General features: G+C 67.9%; 17 protein-coding genes. 10 read left to right on the top strand and 7 right to left on the bottom strand.

What is annotated here, in order from left to right:
- Positions 1–64 precede the first annotated feature (64 nt).
- From QNO10_RS02530 to QNO10_RS02515, 4 genes are all read right to left on the bottom strand, one after another.
- The gene (locus tag QNO10_RS02530) at positions 65–1,972 is read right to left on the bottom strand and encodes a threonine/serine exporter family protein (RefSeq protein ID WP_331460335.1); all 1,908 of its coding nucleotides are present in this window, start codon (positions 1,970–1,972) and stop codon (positions 65–67) included.
- 61 nt (positions 1,973–2,033) lie between these two features.
- Entirely contained in the window at positions 2,034–3,107 is a 1,074-nt protein-coding gene (locus QNO10_RS02525) for a lipid II:glycine glycyltransferase FemX (RefSeq protein ID WP_229949180.1), read from the bottom strand.
- A gap of 129 nt (positions 3,108–3,236) precedes the next feature.
- Positions 3,237–4,805 (bottom strand): MFS transporter, encoded by a 1,569-nt coding sequence (locus QNO10_RS02520; protein WP_229949178.1) that lies wholly within the window; start codon positions 4,803–4,805, stop codon positions 3,237–3,239.
- Positions 4,806–4,884: 79 nt separating this feature from the next.
- The gene (locus QNO10_RS02515; RefSeq protein WP_229949177.1) at positions 4,885–6,393 is read right to left on the bottom strand and encodes a CHAD domain-containing protein; all 1,509 of its coding nucleotides are present in this window, start codon (positions 6,391–6,393) and stop codon (positions 4,885–4,887) included.
- Positions 6,394–6,528: 135 nt separating this feature from the next.
- Here QNO10_RS02515 and QNO10_RS02510 point away from each other — a divergent pair, with 135 nt between their 5' ends.
- The 4 genes from QNO10_RS02510 (at position 6,529) to QNO10_RS02495 (ending at position 10,919) form a co-directional block, all read left to right on the top strand.
- Positions 6,529–7,506 (top strand): aldo/keto reductase, encoded by a 978-nt coding sequence (locus tag QNO10_RS02510; RefSeq protein WP_229949243.1) that lies wholly within the window; start codon positions 6,529–6,531, stop codon positions 7,504–7,506.
- A gap of 216 nt (positions 7,507–7,722) precedes the next feature.
- A complete protein-coding gene (locus tag QNO10_RS02505; protein ID WP_229949175.1) occupies positions 7,723–9,429 on the top strand; it encodes a glycoside hydrolase family 13 protein in 1,707 nt (568 codons plus the stop codon).
- 150 nt (positions 9,430–9,579) lie between these two features.
- Positions 9,580–9,951 (top strand): DoxX family protein, encoded by a 372-nt coding sequence (locus QNO10_RS02500; RefSeq protein WP_229949172.1) that lies wholly within the window; start codon positions 9,580–9,582, stop codon positions 9,949–9,951.
- A complete protein-coding gene (locus QNO10_RS02495; RefSeq protein WP_229949170.1) occupies positions 9,948–10,919 on the top strand; it encodes a hypothetical protein in 972 nt (323 codons plus the stop codon). Before QNO10_RS02500 ends, QNO10_RS02495 begins: the two co-directional genes overlap by 4 nt.
- A 16-nt stretch (positions 10,920–10,935) precedes the next feature.
- Here the strand turns inward: QNO10_RS02495 and zapE are convergent, their stop codons facing one another.
- Positions 10,936–12,021, bottom strand: a complete 1,086-nt coding sequence (gene zapE / locus QNO10_RS02490; RefSeq protein WP_229949168.1) for a cell division protein ZapE — start codon at positions 12,019–12,021, stop codon at positions 10,936–10,938.
- A 137-nt stretch (positions 12,022–12,158) separates the two neighbouring features.
- Between zapE and QNO10_RS02485 the strand changes: the two genes are divergently transcribed.
- The 3 genes from QNO10_RS02485 to QNO10_RS02475 are packed head-to-tail and all read left to right on the top strand — an operon-like array spanning position 12,159 to position 13,734.
- Positions 12,159–12,449 (top strand): DUF1540 domain-containing protein, encoded by a 291-nt coding sequence (locus QNO10_RS02485; RefSeq protein ID WP_229949166.1) that lies wholly within the window; start codon positions 12,159–12,161, stop codon positions 12,447–12,449.
- Between the two features lie 3 nt (positions 12,450–12,452).
- Complete coding sequence (locus QNO10_RS02480; RefSeq protein ID WP_229949164.1) at positions 12,453–13,340, top strand: HNH endonuclease; 888 nt, start codon at positions 12,453–12,455, stop codon at positions 13,338–13,340.
- A 13-nt stretch (positions 13,341–13,353) separates the two neighbouring features.
- Positions 13,354–13,734, top strand: coding sequence for an RNA-binding S4 domain-containing protein (locus tag QNO10_RS02475; RefSeq protein WP_229949162.1), 381 nt, complete (start codon positions 13,354–13,356; stop codon positions 13,732–13,734).
- A 20-nt stretch (positions 13,735–13,754) separates the two neighbouring features.
- Here QNO10_RS02475 and scpC read toward each other — a convergent pair whose 3' ends face one another.
- The gene (scpC, locus tag QNO10_RS02470; RefSeq protein ID WP_229949160.1) at positions 13,755–15,281 is read right to left on the bottom strand and encodes a succinyl-CoA:acetate CoA-transferase ScpC; all 1,527 of its coding nucleotides are present in this window, start codon (positions 15,279–15,281) and stop codon (positions 13,755–13,757) included.
- Between the two features lie 156 nt (positions 15,282–15,437).
- Here scpC and QNO10_RS02465 point away from each other — a divergent pair, with 156 nt between their 5' ends.
- From QNO10_RS02465 to QNO10_RS02455, 3 genes are read left to right on the top strand one after another with little or no spacing between them, the layout of a single operon-like run.
- Positions 15,438–16,205: a tyrosine-protein phosphatase gene (locus QNO10_RS02465; RefSeq protein WP_229949157.1), complete on the top strand. Its 768-nt coding sequence runs from the start codon at positions 15,438–15,440 to the stop codon at positions 16,203–16,205.
- A 2-nt stretch (positions 16,206–16,207) separates the two neighbouring features.
- Complete coding sequence (gene nhaA, locus QNO10_RS02460) at positions 16,208–18,034, top strand: Na+/H+ antiporter NhaA (protein ID WP_229949153.1); 1,827 nt, start codon at positions 16,208–16,210, stop codon at positions 18,032–18,034.
- Positions 18,035–18,073: 39 nt separating this feature from the next.
- On the top strand, positions 18,074–18,829 hold the full coding sequence (locus QNO10_RS02455; protein ID WP_229949149.1) for an SDR family NAD(P)-dependent oxidoreductase: 756 nt from the start codon (positions 18,074–18,076) through the stop codon (positions 18,827–18,829).
- Between the two features lie 14 nt (positions 18,830–18,843).
- Here QNO10_RS02455 and QNO10_RS02450 read toward each other — a convergent pair whose 3' ends face one another.
- Positions 18,844–20,091, bottom strand: coding sequence for an MFS transporter (locus QNO10_RS02450; protein ID WP_229949146.1), 1,248 nt, complete (start codon positions 20,089–20,091; stop codon positions 18,844–18,846).
- Between the last annotated feature and the right edge of the window lie 22 nt (positions 20,092–20,113).

The raw sequence follows: 20,113 nt of genomic DNA, 5'->3' as shown, positions 1-20,113 counted from the left end.
AACGGTGCCACACAGCAAAGAGCCCGTCCCGCAGCGGCGGGGACGGGCTCTTCTGTCTGGGCAGCTAACGCCGGCGGTTGCGCCGGTCGTTGCCGTTCAGGTTCCGGGTGAAGGGGCGGCCCAGGTTGTCGCCCAGCACCACGCCGCCGGAAATGGCCAGGATGACGGTGAGCGCGTCAAAGAGCCCCACTACCCCCTGGTACATCTCTTCGGTCCCGATACTCAGGCCGTACATGGACCGGAAGATCGCCAGTCCCGGGAACAGGAACAGGACTGCGGGCACGGCGACGATCAGCTGCGGGGCGCCCATCCGCAGGGCCACGATGCGGGCCACCATGCCGATGAAGATGGCAGAGACCGCCGGGGTCAGGCGCGCACCCATGCCGCCTGCTTCCGCCGCCTGGTAGACCAGGAATCCGGCCACGCCGATGAGGACCGTGGGGAGGACCAGCCGGCGTGGGGACTGCTCCACAACGCAGATGGCGGCCAAGGCAATGGCCAGCAACAGCAGGGTCACGGCGAAGGAATACTGTGACGAGGCCACGTCGGTGACGTTCAGCCTCCCCATTCCCATCAGGACTCCCAGGACAAGCGCCACGGCAATGCCGGCCACCAGGGCGCCGAACGTCAGGAAGGCAGACAGGAACCTGCCCGATGCCGTCACGGGGAACCCGTTGATCGCATCCTGCACCGCGGAAACCAGGCGGCCGGTGGGCAGCATCACGAGAATTCCGCCCGCGACGACAATGCCGGGCGAAATCGGCACCTCCATGGACCAGAACAGCATGGCCATCGCCGTGACCACGAAGCCGCTGGCCGCCGTCGTGAAGAAGTCCGGAACCCGCCACCTGCCCAGCACGCGCTGGAGGAGGCTGACCATCACGGTGCCGGTGAATCCCACCAGGGACGCCAGCGGACCACCGCCGATAAACCCGACGATGGCTGCGGCGAAGACACCTGCGGACGCCGTGACCGCCCAGCGGGGGAACGGTTTGGGCTGGTGCGTGATCTCGTTAAGCCGGTTGGACGCCTCGGCACGGGAGAGCCCGCCGTCGATAATCTCCGTCACCAGCTGGTGAACCAGGCCCAGGCCGGCATAGTTATTCGTCCAGGACCGCACCACGCGCATTACCGTGATGGGGGTCTGGTCCTTCGGGGAGTAGTTCAGCAGCACTGACTGGTTGGTGATGTCCACTTCGATGCTTTCCAGCCCGAAGGCGGCGGTCACCGCGATGATGGCGGTTTCCACTTCGAGCGCACCGGCGCCGTAGCGGAACATGGACTCGGCCATGCCCAGCGCGAGATCCAGGGTTTTGCGGGCACTCGCGTCCGGACCGCCGGTGCGCACCAGCGGGTTGGCGTAGGGGCTGCCTGCCAGCCGCTCCACAATGGACATGGCCTGGGTGGGCGGGTTCTCCCCCTGGACGAGTTTGCGCAGCATCCGCCGTGCTGCGGCAGAGGAGCGGTCGGCCCGGACCGCCGGGGAGCCCAGCGGTGCGGGACCTGCCGGTGCCGTCCTGCGCGGGCGCGGGGGGCGTTTCTCGCCCGGGTCCGCCGTCGTCCGGATGCGGTTGGTCTGGGGCCGGGAGATCCTGGAGCCGGCCGGCCGGGCCACCGACGTTGTGGGAGGCGGCGGTTTGGGCCGGGTGCTGCGCAGGGCAGTGGTGGGCATGTCAGTGGTGGCGGGCGGCTGCCCGGGTTCCATGCCCGACGTCGGCCGTCCGGCCTGCCGCTTCTCCTGCCGGCCCGACGTTTTCCCGGACTGTGCTTTCCCGGACTGCGCTTTCCCGGACTGTGCTTTTCCGGGCTGTGCCTTTTCGGGCGGTGTTCCCGCCTGGCGTTTTCCGGATTGGACGCGGCGGCCCGCCGGCATGCTGATCAGCGGGATAAGCCCCGCGGCCGGGTCCGGGTTCGGTGCCGAATCCGGATTCGATCCGGGCTTGCGCCCACCCGGATCGGATGTGTTCTCCAAGGACTAGCCCTTTCGCCTGTTCCGGGACCCTGCCCGGGGTATTGCCTGGTGGAACTGCTGCTTAGTAGAACGGCTGCTGGTGGCGGCGCCAGTAAATCTGCCGCGCTACCCGTTCTCCGATGGTGTTCCAGATACGGTAGCGAACCGGATCCACCACAAAGTCATAGCAGCCCACAAAATCGGTGACGGTCTTCGAGAAACTGGTCTTGAACAGGCCGAGTCCGTGGTGCGGGTGGCTCTTGTCCTTGAGCTGACTGCTGGGCGGAGTGCCGCAGAAGTCGTAGGAGGTAATGCCGCACTCGTCCTTGAGCTCGGTGATCGCCGTCCATTGGACCAGATGGGAGTCACCGTACTGGGAACGGCGTGGCTTGGATCCGCCGTCCTTGTATGTTCCCTTGTTGCCGTAGGCAATCACGAAGGCACCCACCGTGGGCTCGCCGTCCTCGAACGCAAAGTAGAAGCGCCCCTGCCCGGCAGCCACGAAGTTGGACCAGAAGCGGTGGTAGTACTCGTAGGAACGCAGTCGCGCCGCGGAGCGGTCCTCAATGTGCGCCATCAGGCGGTACATGGTGCGCATGTTTTCTTCGGTGGGCTCCACGCGGCGGACGTCTGCGCCTTCACGGATGGCCCGCCGGACGGCGTTGCGGCCGCGCGAGGAGAGGTTCTTGAGCAGCTGCTCTTCGTCCGGCGTCGTGTCCAGCAGCGCCGTTGAATCGTTGGGCTGCAGGTTGAAGGTCTTGATGAATCCGGCGCCGGTGAACAGCGCCTGGACCTCTTCGCTGTCCACGATGTCCGGCTCGACCTTGATCGCGAAAACCTTGCGGCGGGTCTGCTTAATGAACCGGGTCAGGGCCTCGACCACCAGGGGCACGTCTTCGGGGGCGGCGACGTCGGGTCCCTTAATCAGGTACCAAAGGCTGCCGAGTACCGGAACCTTTTTCTCGATCGCCAGCGTGTAGGTGACGTAGTCGGGCCCGGTGAAGGCCAGGTACACGGGATTCCAGCCGTGGTGGGACTTAACTTCCGCGAAGGATGCAGACTGGAGGACATTGCCGCCGCCGGGGTTGGCAAGCACGTGCTTATCCCAGTTGGCGATCTCCTCGGCAGTGGCCAGGCGTGCACTAAAATCTCGCAAAATACCTCAACTAATGGTTTGTTCACTGCATCGTTTTCAGCGCATCGCAACCAACGCGCCGGCCCGCCGCGGAAACGGCCTTCGAACCGGCTCCCAGTCTATCCGTTGCACCGGCGCCGGACCGAACGCTTAGGCGGACGCGGGCAGGAACCATCTGACCCGGGGTTCCGCCTCAGCCAGGTCCCACGCATCCTGGATAATCCGGCGGTCCTCCCCCGTGGTCCGGGTCTGTTCCTGCCGCAGATATTCCCGCCAGGTCGGCACGTCGTAGATTTCCCGAAACTGGTCCGGGTCAGTGACTGAATGCACCAGTTCCCAGTCGGTGGCACCGGTGCGCATGCGGGACAGGCGGACTCTGTGCATTGCATCCACAAAATCGGCGTTCCGCTCCGCCGGCACCTCGTAGGAAATAAGGACGGTCACAGGACCGGCTGCGGGGTCCGGCTCTCTGGCTGCTGCCGGAAGGTGCAGTTCCGCCCCCGCCACGCGGCGGTCCAACCGGCCGGTTCCCGGCAGCAGGGGAAGCACCAGGACACTGGCTCCTGCCAGCACCAGGACACCGGCGGCGAAGGCCAGGGTGGGCGCGTACCCGGCGCCGGTGGCACCGGACCCCCAGAAGACGGCGCCGACGGCCTGCGCCCCCGAGGCAACCATGAGATAGACCGACAAACCGCGGGCACGGACCCATTCGGGCAGGGTCAGCTGCATTGCGGCGTTCAAGGTGGAGAACGTGGAGATCCAGGCGAACCCCGCGAGCACCAACAGCAGTGCCACGGCCCACGCTGGCAGGTAACCGGCGGCAAAGGTTCCGGCAGCAAAAGCCACGGCGCTGGCCCCGAGCAGCACGTTATCCGGCAGGATCGAGCGCAGCCGGGGCAGGAGCACCACGCCCAGTACGGCACCGAAGCCCAACGCTCCCAGCAGCAACCCGTACCCCGCCGAGCCCAGTCCAATATGTCCGTTGACGGCTACGGGCAGCAGGGCGTACAGGGCACTGGCCGGGAAAATGAACAACCCGGACCGCAGCAGTATCCGCCGGATGAGCGGGGCAGCCCGGATGTACCGGATTCCTGCGGCAAGCGCCTCCCCCATGTGTTCCCGCTCGGCTGGATCGTCGCGGGGCGCCCGCCAGCTGTAGATCGCAAGCGAGGTGCCAATGAAGGACAGTGCGTTTATCCCGAACACAAAAGCCGGACCTGCCAGGGCCACCAGCACACCGGCCACTGCCGGGCCCACGGCGCGGGCGGTGTTCATGGCCACGCTGCCGAGGGCCGCGGCCGCCTGGATTTCCTCCCGGGGCACGAGGGTGGGTGTGATGGCCTGCCAGGCAGGTGCACTCAGCGCCATGCCGCAGCCGATGAGGAACGTGTACAGCAGCAGCGAATCCGGATCCAGCAGGTCCAGGGCGGCCACGACTGTCAGTACGGAGGCGGCACCGGCAGCGAAAATGTTGGCGCCCAGGATCAGCCGCCGCCGGTTGAAGGCGTCTGCCAGTACCCCGGCAATAAGTCCCAGCAGCAGCGAGGGCGCGAGGTTCGCGGTTTGGACCAGGGAAACCAGGGCGGGGTTGTCGCTGGTTTCCACCAGGAACCACTGGGCGCCCACGGTCTGCATCCAGGTGCCGATATTGGAGCCCAGCTGCGCAAGCCACAGGATGAGGAACATCCTCCGGCGCAGCGGAGCCCAGGGCGATTCCATTCGAATTCCTCCGTCGAGGTCCCCCGGTTTAAAGCAGGGTACGTCGGACCCTCCCGCAGGGTCCAGATAACGGCTCCGGTCAGGGTTTGGAAGGGAAGCCTTTCCAGGCATGGTCAAAGCGCTCCTGCGCGGCCCGGGCGCGGACCTGTTCCAGCGCATGGAGCCGGCCGTAGGTGAATCCGTTCTCACCGGCGGCCGACGCCGTTGCCCCCATGCGCCGCAGGTACCCCTGGGTCACCACACTGTCCTGGTGCTCACCAAGGATTTTCTGCACATGCTCGGCGGCGTCCACCATGACCTTCGCCTCCTTGGGCTGCACGAGACCCCAGACTTCGGCCGCGTAACGCAGCCGCTTGGCGTCCTTGCGCGCATCGTGCAGCGCCTCTGCATAGGCTTCACCTTCCTGGGTCCGGGCAGCGCGTACCCGGCGGTGCAGGCGTTTCCGGTCCCGCCGGATCATGCGGGCGGAGGCAGGGCCTGCCGGCTCCCGGGCCGTTCCGGTCCAGGACGGTCCGTCCACCAGCGCTTCCAACGCATCCAACGCCTGGAAGTACCGCCGGGAGTGCAGTGCTTCCCGAATCTGTCCGTACGCCTGCCGATACTCGTAAAGCAGTTCTTCATCCACGCGGGCGGCAACGGGGCCCATCACCAGGTCGCCAGGTTCGTCAGCAATGAGCTGCTGGAGCCGGTGCCGCATCACCTGGGCATCCCGGGCCTGGCCGAGGACTCCCGCAAGCCAGCGCAGCTCTTCACGCAGGGTGTTCCCCGGCTCGGGGTCCATCGTGCTGCGGTAGCTGGACAGGGCCGAGCGCAGCCGCCGGGTGGCCACCCTCATCTTGTGGATTCCGTCCGCTTCCCCCCGGCGCACCCGGGGTTCGTGCCGCAGCAACTCGTCGAACTGCGCGCGCAGGTACTGCAGCAACACGGCGGACACCGGGCCGTCCGTGGTCAGCGGCACGGCACCGGTCCCTGCGGTGTCGGGCCCGGCCTGCTCCAGCTCCGGTTCCTCCGCGGTCCCGGGTCCGGTCATGGCGGCACCGGCGGCGAGGAGGACGGCCTCCGCCGCTTCAGCCAAGCCCTCGTCACCGGCACGGACCACCCAGACCCGCCGCCCGCTTCCGGGGGTATCCGGCCCGCTTCCCACGACGCGTTCGTCCGTCACGCTGCCCAGGACCGCCCCCGTGCCGTCTAAAAGCCCGTAGTCCAGGAAGCTGGTCGTGAGGGTTTCCGCCGGCAGCAGCTCCCGCCCCCGGGCAACCGCCTGGACGTCCTCCATGAGCTCCGGCGGTATGACCGCATCTTCGGGCGGAATCCCGGCATCCTGCCCGGCGCTGACGCGTGTGGAGGGGTCCAGGGACACCGCGCTGAGCTCCCAGCGGGCACCGCCGTCGTGGTCCGTGATTCGGGAAAGGCGGAAGCCGTGCCGTTTCAGGGCCCGATCAGTGGTGTCGTAACGGACTTCCGTGCGCCGGCCTTCCCTCGGCTGCGCCACTTTGGCGACACCTGCCAACTCATGCAGCGGCGGCAGCATCAGTGCTTCCCCCGCCGTGAAGCTGCGGCGGCTTTCGGTACCCGTTCCGGCGACCATGTGCGCCAGTATAGGTCCGTGTGGGCGGCTGCCGGGAGCCCTTCCGCGTCCTGTCTACCCGGCGGAGCCCCGGCCCCGGTAGCATCTCGGTAATCGAACCGGCACGGCAGCAGCGGAGGCCAGCGGATGAACTCGATGACATACGGCAAGCTCGGCAAGTCAGGGGCTACGGTCTCGGCCATCGGGCTGGGCTGCCTGGGGTTCGGTTCCCCGGACCGGGGCGCACACGCGTGGACCCTCCGGGAGGATGAGGCCAAATCCCTGCTGCGGCACGCGGTGGAACTCGGGATCAATTTCTTCGACACCGCCAATGTGTATTCCGCCGGCCACAGCGAGGAAATTCTGGGAGCGGCAGTTGCGGAATACTGCCGGCGGGAAGAAGTGGTGATCGCCAGCAAAGTACACGGCGAAATGGGGCCGGGACCCAACGGCTGGGGGCTGTCCCGCAAACACATCCTGTGGCAGGTGGAGGAGACCCTGCGGCGGCTGCGCACTGAGTACATCGACCTCTACCAGGTGCACCGGTGGGACGGGAGCACCCCATTGGAAGAAACCCTCGAAACCCTTGACCAGCTGGTCCGGGACGGCAAGGTCCGGTATCTGGGTGCATCCAGCATGCACGCCTGGCAATTCGCCCAGGCCCTGTCCCTGCAGGAGAAGCACGGCTTGGCGCAGTTCATTACGATGCAGAACCACTACAACCTCCTCTACCGGGAAGAGGAACGGGAAATGTTTCCGCTTTGCGCGGACCAGGGGATTGGGGCGCTGCCTTACTCTCCGCTTGCACGCGGCCGCCTGGCCCGCCCGTGGGGGGCCCGGACGGTCCGCCAGGGCTACGACGAGCAGGGCCATGAGCTCTACCGCGGCAATGAAGAAGCGGACCACAGCATCACCGATGCCGTGGGCAACGTCGCCGAGGGCCGCGGTGCAACCCGCGCCCAAATCGCCCTCGCCTGGGTGCTGGCGAATCCTGTGGTCGCCTCCCCGCTGATCGGTGCCACGGCGGCTTCCCACCTGGATGACAACATCGAGGCCCTGGATATCCAGTTGACCGAAGAGGAATTCGCCGCTCTGGAGGAGTCCTACCGCCCCCGTCCCGTGGCGGGGTTCTGAGCTTCAGCCCAGGTCCGGACAACATGGCGGAACGACGGCGGCACCCCGTTGGCGCGTGCTCCAGCCGGCGGAACCAGCTGATATCAAAAGGCGGAAAACACGTTCGAAAAGTCTTATTTCATCTCTAGTGCCCGTAATCAAGAGGAAATTCAAACCGTTAGCGACACACAAAAGGAAACGTTTCGGTCCTGGCGTCCGCGCACCTAGGATAGCCAAATGTTCCGGACCGTTCTTGATGATTCCTTGACCGAATTAGTTCCCGTCCACCCGGCGTCCACCGGTCGTGAATGGTGGCGGTCCTCGGTGATCTACCAGATCTACCCGCGCTCGTTCCGTGACCTGAACGGTGACGGCATCGGGGACCTGCCCGGCATCACCGCCGAGATCCCCACCCTGGCCGAACTCGACATCGACGCCATCTGGCTCTCCCCCTTCTACCGCTCACCCCAGAAGGACGCCGGCTACGACGTCGCCGACTACTGCTCCGTGGACCCCCTCTTCGGCACCCTGGACGACTTCGACGCCCTCGTCGCCGAAGCCTCCCGCCATAACATCCGCATCATCGTGGACCTGGTCCCCAACCACTGCTCCGACCAGCACCCCCTCTTCCAGGCTGCCCTGGCCTCCCCCGCCGGCTCCCCGGCCCGGGACCTGTTCATCTTCCGCGACGGCACCGGGGAACACGGGGAAAACCCGCCGAACAACTGGCAGTCGCACTTCGGCGGCCCCGCCTGGACCCGCGTCACCGAACCCGACGGCACCCCCGGGCAGTGGTACCTGCACCTGTTCGACACCTCCCAGCCGGACTTCAACTGGGACAGCCCGGCAGTGCACGCCGAATTCGAGAAGATCCTGCGGTTCTGGCTGGACCGCGGCGTCGGCGGGTTCCGCGTCGACGTCGCGCACGCCCTGATCAAGAAATCCGGGCTCCCGGACTGGGGCGGACGGGCCGACGGGTCCTCCTCCGAAGGGTTCCCCGGCCACGCGGCCCCGATGTTCGGCCAGCCCGGCATCCACGACATCTACCGCTCCTGGCGGAAGATCCTGGACTCCTACGACGGCGACCGGGTGCTCTGCGCCGAAGCGACCATCGACCCCATCGAACGCCTCAGCGACTGGGTGCGCCCGGACGAAATGCACCAGACGTTCAACTTCTCCTACCTGCACCACCCCTGGCACGCCCCGGCCCTGCGCCACGTCATCGAGTCCAGCCTGCGTGCGTTCGACAGCGTGGGCGCCCCGACCACCTGGGTCCTGTCCAACCATGACGTCGTCCGGCACACCAGCCGCTTCGGCCAAACCGGCTGGCAGGAACGCCCGGGCGACGGTATCGGCGCGGCGGATACCCAGCCTGACCATCACCTTGGCATTACCCGTGCCCGCGCCGCCACGCTGCTGATGCTGGCACTGCCCGGCGGTGTTTACCTCTACCAAGGCGAGGAACTCGGCCTGCCGGACCACACCCAGATGGATCACGCCTTCCGCCAGGATCCGACGTACCACCGCACCGCCGGCGAACGGCTGGGCCGGGACGGATGCCGTGTTCCGCTGCCATGGACACCGGACGGTCCGGCTTTCGGCTTCAACGGAACCGGGGAATCCTGGCTCCCGCAGCCGCAGGGGTGGGGCGAGCTGGCCCGCGGTGTGCAGCGGGAGGACCCGGACTCAACACTGAACCTCTACCGGATCGCCCTGGACCTGCGCCGCGAGCTGGACCTGGGCAACGGTTCGCTGGCCTGGTGGCCCGGCTACGACTCCGAGCAGGTGCTTGCCTTCGCCAACGGCAATGTTATTGCCGTTATGAACATGGGTGGAACGGATGTGGAGCTGCCGGCGGGAGAGCTGATTGCCTGCAGCCGGAACGGTGCCGTTTGGGACGGGTACCTGCTGCCGGACTGCAGCGCCTGGGTCCGGGTGGGCTAGGCGCCGCACCGCGCCACGCCGGCTTATTGCGCAGTTCCCGGCAGACAGACGATGCTTGGATGGTGATGGTTCCATAGTGGTTGCCCAGTAGTTTCCCCAGTGGTTCCGTGCGCCGCCCCCGCCCGTACACAGAAAGACGCTTAGGTACCCATGCTGTCTCTGCTCTTGTGGCTTGTTCAACTGGTACTGGCATTGCTGTTTGCCGGGGTCGGCTTTATGAAGATCTTCCAGGGCTATGACCGCCTCAAGGAGAACCTCCGCTGGCCGGAGGACTTCTCCGCGGGAACCGTAAAACTAATCGGCGTCCTCGAAGTCCTGGGAGCCCTCGGCCTGATCCTCCCCGGGGTCACCGGCGTCCTGCCCGTGTTGACGGCGGTGGCAGCCTCCGCGCTGGCCGTGCTGATGGCGCTGGCCGTCCTGGTCCATGTGCGCCGCGGCGAGCGGAACCGGATTGCCCTCGCCGTCATCCTGATGGTGCTTTCCCTGGTGGTGGCACTGGGCCGGTTTGGCCTCTTCGCGTGAGCGCCGACGACGCCGGCCCCTCTTCGCTTGGCACCGCCGTCGCCGACCTCTATTCGCTGCTGCCCGCTGAGTTTACCGCCGCCCGCAATGCCAAGGCCGCAGCGGCCGGGAAAGCCGGGAACAAGGATCTGGCCACCCGCATCAAGGCCCTTCCGAAACCGTCGACGGCGGCCTGGCTGGTCAACCTGCTGGCCCACCAGCGGCAGGAAGAGCTTGGGCAGGTGCTGGAACTGGGGGCGGCCCTGCGGGAGGCCCAGGAGGATCTGGACCAGAAACAGCTGCGCCGGCTCAGCACAGAACGCCAACGGCTGCTGCGCGCCATCATCCGGGACGCACGGGACCTGGCTGCGGAACTGGACCACCCCGTCAGCGAAACCCTGGCCGGCGAGGCCGAACAGACCCTCTGGGCAGCAATGACCGATCCCTCGGCAGCCGACGTCGTCGCCAGCGGCCAGCTGGTCCGGTCCCTCGCCGCCAGCGGCTGGGAAGAGGTGGACCTGGACGGCGCGGTTGCCGACCCCGATTCGGTGCCGCACGGCGCGGGGGCGGGCTCTCGCACCCCGGCCGGACGCAGTGCGAAGGATACCTCCGGTTCCAAGGGCGGCAGCCAGGACAGCGCCGCGGTACGACGGCGGCAGGCCGAGGCACAGCGGGCCGTCCGGACGGCCCGCGTTGAGCTGGACGAAGCGGCCGGCGCGGAGCAGCAGGCGCAGGAAGCACTCGACACCGCCCAGCGGGCGGTGGACGAATCCGCCGGCCACCGGGACGAACTCACGGATGAGATCGACGAACTGCGGGAACGGATCCGCCAGCTCGAGCGGGAAGTGTCCGCCGTGGACCGGCGCTCCGGGAAACTGGAGCGCGAGCGGGACCAGGCCCGGCGCGCCTCCCGTTCCGCCCGGCGGACGGCGGAAAAGGCCCGGCAGAAGCTGGCGGACGCCGAAAACCTCGCCGACGACGGCAGCTAGCGCCGGGCGTCCGGCCCTAGCTGCCCAGCCACCCCGGCTCGGGCTGCGGCAGTCCCTGCAGCATCCCGAACCGGCTGCGGATCCGTGCCAGATCGGTGGAATGGGCCGTTCCGGGGAACACGCCGTCGTAATCCGGGAGCCCTATGACGTCCAGGCGGCACCCGGCGTCGTACAGCACGTCAACGACGTTGCCGAAGCGCTGCCAGCCGTAGGGGTTGGATCCGCCGGTTGCCGGCACTCCGCTGATCACCCAGTGCCGGTGCGACTGGGCCAGGGACAGGTAATCCGAGGTGGCGGACTGGGCGTGGCAGAGGTCCTCGAAATCGAACCACAGCTGCGCGCCGTCGGCCCGCAGCGCCCGCAGCGTCCGGGTACCGGGCGTCAGCTTCACCGCTTCCGCCGGGGAGGGAGGGACCAGCCCGGCGGAGGCCATCATCCCGGCGCCGTCGCTGCGCAGGTGGTGCCCGGCGGCGAAACCGGAGGCGTGGCGGGAGCGGGCAACGGTGCGGTAATCCACGTCCCCGTCCAGTGCCCTGACCTGCAGGTGTTGCGTGATCAGGGCAATCCCGGGTTCGAAGAGATGGTGGAACATTTCGTCCGGCAGCAGTTCCTCCGGCGCGTAGTTGGACGTGGCCACCAAGACAATCCCGCGGTCCAGCACGGTGCGGAGCAGGCGGGTGATGAAGGCGGCATCGGCGGGGTCGTTGACATGGAATTCGTCAAAGCACAGCAGCCGCACCGAACCCAGCATCCGGTCCAGTGCTGCGGCGAAGGCGGAATCCTGCCGGTACCCCGGGTTTCCGTAGCCGGCGAAAACGAGGGCGTGCAATTCCCGGAAGAAGTCGTGGAAATGCAGCCGGCGCTTGTCCGGGATGTCCACGGAAGCGAACAGGGTGTCCAGCAGCCAGGTCTTGCCGCGCCCCGGCGGCCCCCACAGGTAGACGGAGGACTGGTCCGGCGCGGGTTCCGGGGACCGGGCCGCGTCCGCAGCCCGGGCCAACGCCGGCAGGACGGCCAGCTGCCCGGCATCCAGGTCCAGGCCCTGCCCGCGCGCTGCGAGGTGGAATTCGGCGGCGGCGGCTGAGGCCCGTGGTGCGGTCATCCTTCCGTTCTACCCAACCGGACGGCACAGGCCAAACCCGCCTAATAGGGTAGGGAAATTCGCGCTAATTATTCCCGCGCGGCGGTGGTACGTTCGACACCAGGCACGGAACGAATGACCACCTTTTGGGAGGAACCATGACCGATCATGTTGCCCACGTGCAGGATTGCACGGTGTCCAGCTGCGACTTCAACCACGAGGGCTGCACCGCCTACGCCATCACCGTCGGCGGCACTCCGGACCACGCCAGCTGCGCCACCTTCATTGACACGTCTGCGACCGGTGGCCTGCCGAAGGTCCTCGCCCAGGTTGGCGCCTGCCAGCGCAACGAGTGCCGGTTCAACAACCACCTGATGTGCGACGCCCATGATGTCCGGGTGGGGCCCGGCGCCGAACTGGCGGACTGCCTTACCTATCAGCCCCGCTGACCGGTGCCTTCCGTCCTTCTCCCGTGGAATGCTGACCTGCCGGATCCCTGGCCGGGCGGTTACGGCCCTGCCGTAAGCACCGTAGCCGGCGGCGGAACCGTCCGCCGGAGTGTTCCGCTGTCCGGAGCCCGGCCGGCACCCGGCGCCGAGGTCTGGCTCGTGCTGTGCGGAAACAGCGGGCGGGGGCCGCGCGGACTGGCGGGCCACGGCATCGTCTCTTCCGACGAAAACCACGGCGGACCCGGAGCCGTCACGGTGGACTTCGATCTGCTGCTGCCCCTGGGCGAGGAACTGCCGGCAGTGCTTCTGCAGGAAAGCGTGCCGGCCCTGCCTGCCCTGTCCGACGGCGGCGCTGCGGCCGTTCCCCCTGCCTCGGTTCCCGCGCTGCGCCGGCTGTGGTCCGGGTTCCTCGGTTCCGGACCGGATCCCCTGAGCCCGGTCCCGGGAACGCTGGACGCCCAGGCCCTCGTCCTGCAGCCCGCCAATAGATACGAGCACGACGCCGAGGCACGGCGCTTGTGCCTGGCCTACCACGGCGACAGCTGCGCGGCCTGCGGGCTGGTCCCCGTCCAGCGGTATGGCCCCGGAGCCCAGGCCCTGCTGCAAGTACACCATCTGGTGCCGGGCCCGGACCTGCCGGCCGGGTACATCCTGGATCCGGTGTCGGACCTGGTGCCGCTGTGTCCCACCTGCCACACCGTGGCACACACCCGGGTGCCGGTCCCCTACACCCCGGCGGAGGTTCGTGCCCTGCTCTCCGCTGCCCCGGATGCGGCGGCGGAGGTGGACCCTGCCGGGACCGGGGTGGCTGCCGTCGTCGTCGGGTCCGTGGTGACTGCGGAACAGCAGCAGGCGCTGGATGACGCTGCCCGGCTGCGCGGACTTCGCTAGACTCGGAATTCCCATGAGCATTCCAGCAAGCACTTCCAAATCCGTCCGGGTGGACGCCTGGCTGTGGGCCGTCCGGGCCTATAAAACCCGCTCCGCGGCTACTGCCGCATGCCGTGCCGGCCACGTCCGGCTGAACGGCAATCCGGCCAAGGCGGCGCAGCCGGTGCAGCCCGGGGACACCGTCCGGATCCGGCAGCCCGGCTTCGAGCGGATCCTGGAGGTGCGGCAACTGATAGCCAAACGCGTCGGCGCGGAGGCGGCGTCGCACTGCTTCACCGACCACACGCCCGCCCGGCCCGCCGCCCCGGCACTGGGGATACCGGTCCGGGACCGGGGCGCGGGGCGCCCCACCAAGAAGGACCGCCGCGAACTGGACCGGCTGCGCGGAAGCTAGGCGCCCCGCAACTCAGGGGCCTAAAGGCCCGCAGGCTCCGGCAGGCTGGTTCCCGTTTCCACGTACCGCTGGTGGAAGGCCAGGGACTCGTCCAGGAGATGCGGTGTGTGCTTGCCGAGGCTGTCCCGGCTGGCGCGCTCAAAGTAGTCCTGCAGCAGCGGCTGGAAGTCCGGATGGGCGCATTTGTCGATGATGACTCGTGCCCGCTGCTTGGGTGAGAGGCCGCGGAGGTCGGCCAGGCCCCTCTCGGTGATGATGAGCATGGTGTCGTGCTCGGTGTGGTCCACATGCGCGGCCATGGGGACGATCCCGGAAATCTTCCCGCCCTTGGCCGTGCTCGGGGACATAAAGGCGGAGAGGAAGCCGTTGCGGGCAAAGTCCCCGGAGCCGCCGATGCCGTTCATCATGGCAGTGCCGGCCACGTGGGTGGAGTTCACGTTGCCGTAAATGTCGGCTTCGATCATCCCGTTCATGGCGATGCACCCCAGCCGGCGGATCAGTTCGGGATGGTTGGAGATCTCCTGGGTACGCAGGATGATGCGCTTGCGGTAGAAGTCGATGTTGGAGTTGAACTCCTCGATCCCTGCCGGGCTGAGCGAGAAGGACGTTGCGGAGGCCACCCGGATCACGCCGTCACGGATCAGGTGCAGCATCCCGTCCTGGATCACTTCGGTGTAGGCGGTGAGCCCCGTGTACCCGGCGGTCGAGAGGCCGGCGAGGACGGCGTTGGCAATGTTGCCTACCCCGGACTGCAGCGGAAGGAGTTTATCGGTCAGCCGTCCGGCCTTGATTTCGGAGTCGAAGAAGTCCAGCAGGTGCCCGGCAATCTGCTGCGAGGTTTCATCCGGCGCTGCGAACGGCGTCATGCGGTCCGGCGCATCGGTTTCCACTACGGCGATGACCTTGTCCGGGTCCAGGCGCAGGTACGGCTCGCCAATGCGGTCATCCGGGTTCACCAGCATGATCGGCTTGCGGTGCGGGGGCAGCGCGGTGCCGTAGTAGACATCGTGCATGCCGTCCATGGCTTCCGGCTGCTGGCGGTTCACCTCGATGATGACCTTGTCCGCCTGCTCCAGCCAGGTCTTGTTGTTCCCCACCGAGGAGGACGGGATGAGGCTGCCGTCCTCGTTGATGCCGACCACCTCAATTACGGCCAGGTCAACATGCCCGTAGAACCCGAACCAGGTGTACTGGGCCACGTGCCCCAGGTGGATGTCGATGTACTCGAGTTCGCCGTCGTTGATCCGCTTCCGGAGCGTGGGATCGGACTGGTACGGCAGGCGCAGTTCCATACCGCCGGCCTTGGCCAGCACGCCGTCGAGCTCCGGGGCCGTCGAGGCACCGGTGAGGACCTTGATCTGGAAGTCTTCGCCCTTGGCATGTGCCGCTTCCATCTGGGCGGCGAGCGCCTGCGGGACAGCCTTGGGGTAGCCGGCCCCCGTGAAACCGCTCATTGCCACCGTCATTCCCGGTCTGATCAGTGCCGCCGCCTGCTCGGCGGTCATAACGAGTTTCTGGAGTCCGGGATGGGAGATGCGGCAGTGCATGGTGGAGCCTTTCAGAGAACGAGATCAATTCACCCTATCGCTATGTGAGCCATGCCTCATAGTTGGGCCCGGCACAGGCTGTCGATCGTGCCTAAGATGGTGCCCACACGCGCCGCCGGCCATGCCCTGCGGACGGTACCCGGGAGGAAACCTGCCATGCCTAAACCCATCGTTCCCGCCCCGACGCCGCTGGCGAACCTGCGGGATCTGGGCGGGATTCCCGTGGAGGGAGGGAAGATCCGCACGGGCCTGGTGTTCAGGGCCGACGACGTCGCGACCACCACCGCGGAACAGGTGGCCGAACTCGTGAAGGCGGGCCTGCGCACCATCATCGATCTGCGCTCGGCGGACGAAGCGGAACGCACCGGACGTGGCCCGTCCGCGGACCACCCGGTGCAGTATCTGGCCCTGCCCCTGACCGATTCCCTGGGCACACCGACGGAACCGGCCGTGCACCTGCTGGACTCGGTCCGCTCCCCGGAGCACGTGGGCCAGTGGTACGCGAAGCTTCTCCTCTCACAGAAAGAGGCCCTCGTGCGGGGCCTGCAGGCCGTGGCTGACTCCCCCGGTGCGGTGCTGTTCCACTGTGCCGCCGGCAAGGACCGCACCGGCCTGTTCGCCGCAGCACTGCTGGCGGTGCTGGGGGCTGAGCCGGAGGCCATCGCCGAGGACTATGCCCTGACGCAGAACCGTTTACCCGGGGTCTACCGACGGCTGGGGCTGACCGACCTCAGCGGCGGTTACGGCATCGCCGCGGACCATCCCCTCTTGGCCGCGCACCCGGACGCGATTCGGTCCATGCTGGCAACCCTGGATGCCAGGGCGGGCGGCGTCGCCGCGGTGCTGCGTTCGGGCGGGCTTAGCTCCGAACTGGTCGGCCGCCTGCGCGGCAAGCTGGTGCAGCCCGTACCCGCACAGGTGTAGCGGTGCTGGCCCGCCCGCACCGCATCGCCTCCACCTCTGCCCCCGCCAACGGCGCTGGGGAGAAGCGTCCTGCCGCCCTGCTGCTGCTGGCCACCATCCTGGCGGTGCTGTGGGCCAACGCGCCGTTTGCCGCCTCGTACAACGAGTTCTGGGAAACCACCGTTGAGGTACGTGCCGGCAGCATGATCCTGGAACTGACGGCCCGGGAGCTGATCAACGACGCACTCATGGCCGTGTTCTTTTTTGTAGTGGGCTTGGAGGTGCGGCGGGAATTCGCCCTGGGGGAACTGACCAACCGGTCACGGGCGGTGGTTCCGGTGGTGGCTGCGGCAGCGGGAATCGCCGTACCGGCCGCAGTCTTCCTGCTGTTCACCGGCGGGACCGAGGATGCCGGCGCGTGGGGTGTGGTCATCTCCACCGACACTGCGTTCCTCCTGGGTGCGCTGGCGATCGCCGGTCCCCGGGTACCCGGCCGGCTGCGGATCTTCCTCCTGACGCTTGCGGTGGTCGACGACGTCGCTGCGCTCAGCATCATTGCCCTGGTCTATACGGACCATCTGGAAGTAGTACCGCTGCTGCTGGCCTTTGCCGGGCTCGCGGCTGTGGGACTGACCCGGTATCTGCCCTACGGGCGTGGAGCCGTATACGCCGTGCTGGCGGTCCTCGTCTGGCTGGCTTTCTACGCCTCGGGCGTGCATCCGACGCTGGCCGGCGTCGGGATTGCCCTGCTGGTCCCGGTGTTTCCACCCGCCCGGCGGGACGTGGAGCGTGCCCTGGAGGTCACCCGGATTTTCCGGCAGTCACCCAATTCCGGGTACGCCCGGGCCGCCGTGAACAGCGTTCGGGAGTCCATCTCCATCAACGACCGGCTGCACAGCGCGTACACCCCGTACGTGGATTACCTGATCCTGCCCTTGTTCGCCCTGGCCAACGCGGGGGTCAAACTGGACGGCGCCACGCTGGACCGGGCCCTCCACTCCCCACTCGCCTGGGGCATAGTCTGCGGTCTGGTGCTGGGAAAGTTCACCGGGATTTTCGGCGCCGCAGCAATGCTGCGCCGGCTGCGGATCGGCGAATTCGGCCCCGGCCTGACACTGGGTCGCATTGCCGGCGGTGCCGCCCTGTCCGGTATCGGATTCACCATCGCCCTCTTCATCATCGGCCTGGCCATTGACGACCCCGCGGTGCAGAACGAGGCACGCGTCGCCGTTCTGGCCGGGTCACTGCTGGCGTTTGCCGCCGGAACCATCATCTTCCGGATCGTGGAGCGGCGGCGCCCTGCCGTTCCACTGGGTGAAGTGCTGGCCCGGCCCGTGGACCCGTCCCGGGACCACATTGTGGGACCCCCGGATGCTCCGTTGACCCTGGTGGAATACGGGGACTATGAGTGCCCCTTCTGCAGCCGGGCCACCGGGACCATCCTGGAGGTGCGCGAGCATTTCGGTTCCGAGCTGCGCTATGTCTGGCGCCACCTCCCCCTGTCGCGGGTCCATCCCCACGCCGTCGCGGCCGCCGAAGCAGCAGAGGCCGCGGGACGGCAGGGGCACTTCCGGGACTACAGCGCCCACCTCTTCGAGCACCAGGACGACCTGCTCCCCGAAGACCTGCTGGCCGCGGCCGAAAGCCTGGGCCTGGACATGGACCGGTTCGAAGCGGACCTCCGCTCGGCGAAGGTCAGCAACCGGGTACTGGATGATGCCCTCGACGCCGAGTCCATGGACCTGCACGGCACACCAACGTTCTTCGTTGGGCACCGCCGGCACCACGGACCCTATGACACCGCCACCCTGATCCGCGCACTGGAAGCCTCACGGAAAGCAGTCCCCTAGCCCTCTGCGGGTACGGCACCCGGCGGGTACGCTCGGCCCATGGGTACAAATATTTTGGTCACCGGCGCGGGCCGGGGCATCGGATCGGCAATCGCGGCAGCACTGGCGGAAGCGGGCTGCACGGTCGCGGTCCACGCCGGGCACGACGCCGGGGCCGCCCAGGCAGTGGCGGATGCGCTGCCCGGGACCGGGCACGTCGTCGTCGGAGATCTGGCCTCCCCTGCCGAGTGCGAGCGGGTTTTCGCGGATGCCGTGGATCAGCTGGGCGGGCTGGACGTCCTGGTGAACAACGCCGGGATTTTCCGCGCCCAGCCCGTGACGTCCGGGTCCTTTGAGGACTGGCAGGCGACCTGGCGGCAGACCATTGACGTGAACCTCATGGCACCGGCGAACCTGTGCCGGCTGATGGCCGAGCACCTGCTCCAGCGGCCCGAAGGCCCGGCGGGCGGACGGCTCGTGAACGTGGGATCACGTGGCGCCTACCGCGGGGAGCCGGAGAACCCGGCCTACGGTGCCAGCAAGGCAGGACTGCACTCCCTCACCCAGTCCCTTGCCGTGGCGCTGGCCCCGCACGGGATCTTTTCCGCCGCCGTCGCACCCGGGTTCGTGGACACCCGGATGGGGCGCCCCGATCTGGAGGGCGCCCGCGGCGCCGCCATCCGGGCGCAGAGTCCGTTCAACCGGGTCGCGGAGCCGGAGGAAGTGGCGGCCACCGCAGCCTGGCTCGCCACGGACGCCCCGCTGTGGGTCAGCGGCACGGTGATCGACGTCAACGGCGCCTCCTACCTGCGCTGACCCACCGGGGCCTGTCACCGGGGCGTTGGGGCAGTCCCCAGCTCGTCATCCACAAACCGGGGTGCGGCGGCGCGGACCCCCGCCGCCACCATCACGACGCTGGAGGCCAGGAGGATGGCCAGCGGCAGGGTCCAGCTGCCCGAGACGTCGTGTAGGGCGCCAATCGCGAACGGTCCCAGGGCCGCCAGCAAATAGCCCACGGGCTGAATAAAGCCGGAGAGCTGCGCGGTGGTCCGGGGCTCGCGGGACCGGGCGGTAATCAGGGCCAGTGCGGTGGGAAAGGCAAACCCGCCGATCCCCAGGCAGAGCGCCCACAGCCACGGCAGCGTGTCCGGACCCAGCAACAGGCCGCTGTAGCCGACGAGCATAAAACCGCCCAGGCCGGCGATGTAGAACCGCAGCCTCGGGGAGCGGGCCACGAGGGCCGGCATGATCAGCCCGCCCGGTATGCCGAGACCGGCAATGATCGCCGCCATCAATCCGGCGGACCCCTGGTCCAGGCCGGCGTCGCGGTAGATCTGTGCCATCCAGCCGAACTGGACGTATGCGTTCATGGACTGCACTCCGAAGAAAATGCTGAGGGCGACGGCGGTGGGCGAAGACCACATCCGGGCACGCTTGGGGCGGCCCGGTTCTCCGGCAACCACCGGGTCCCGTCCCGCCCGCAGCGCCAGGAGGGCCCACAGCACAAACGCCGCCAGTGCCGCGGCACCCCAGAACCCCAAGCTCAGCCGCCAGCCCGCCGGACCGGAACCGGCCAGCACACCCCCGAACAGCAGCGGCAGGGTGGCCCCCAGGGCGAGGGTGGTGCCGTACACGGAGTTCAAGACGGGCAGGTGCCTGCCCGCGTGGCGCTTGATGAACGCCGGGACCAGGATGTTGCCGACTGCCATTCCGGCGAAGGCAAGGACTGTCAGGGCCAGGAACAGCACGGCCGAATCCACCAGCGAACGGATCAGCAGGCCACCGGCCACTACTGCCAGAGCCAGGACAATCGACCCGTTGATTCCGGTTTTGCGCGAGAGGGCGACGGCGAGCGCCCCCACCGCCGCGAACGTCAGCCCGGGCAGGGCGGTCAGCACTCCGGCAGCTGTGGCATCCAGCCCCAGTCCGGCCTGCAGTTCGGCCAGGACCGGTCCCACGGAGGACACTCCGGGGCGCAGGTTTACAGCTACGAGGACGACGGCGATGCCGACCAACCAGAAAGGCAGCTGGCTGCGGCGTCCGGCTGTCTGCGTCCGGGTCTTTTTGGTCTCGCTCACCTGAGTCTTTTTATCACGGTCC

The sequence above is a fragment of the Arthrobacter sp. zg-Y919 genome (genome assembly GCF_030142045.1).
Classification (GTDB): Bacteria; Actinomycetota; Actinomycetes; order Actinomycetales; family Micrococcaceae; genus Arthrobacter_B.
The sequence above is the reverse complement of the archived record's forward strand: the minus strand, read 5'-3'. Positions and strand labels throughout refer to the sequence as shown.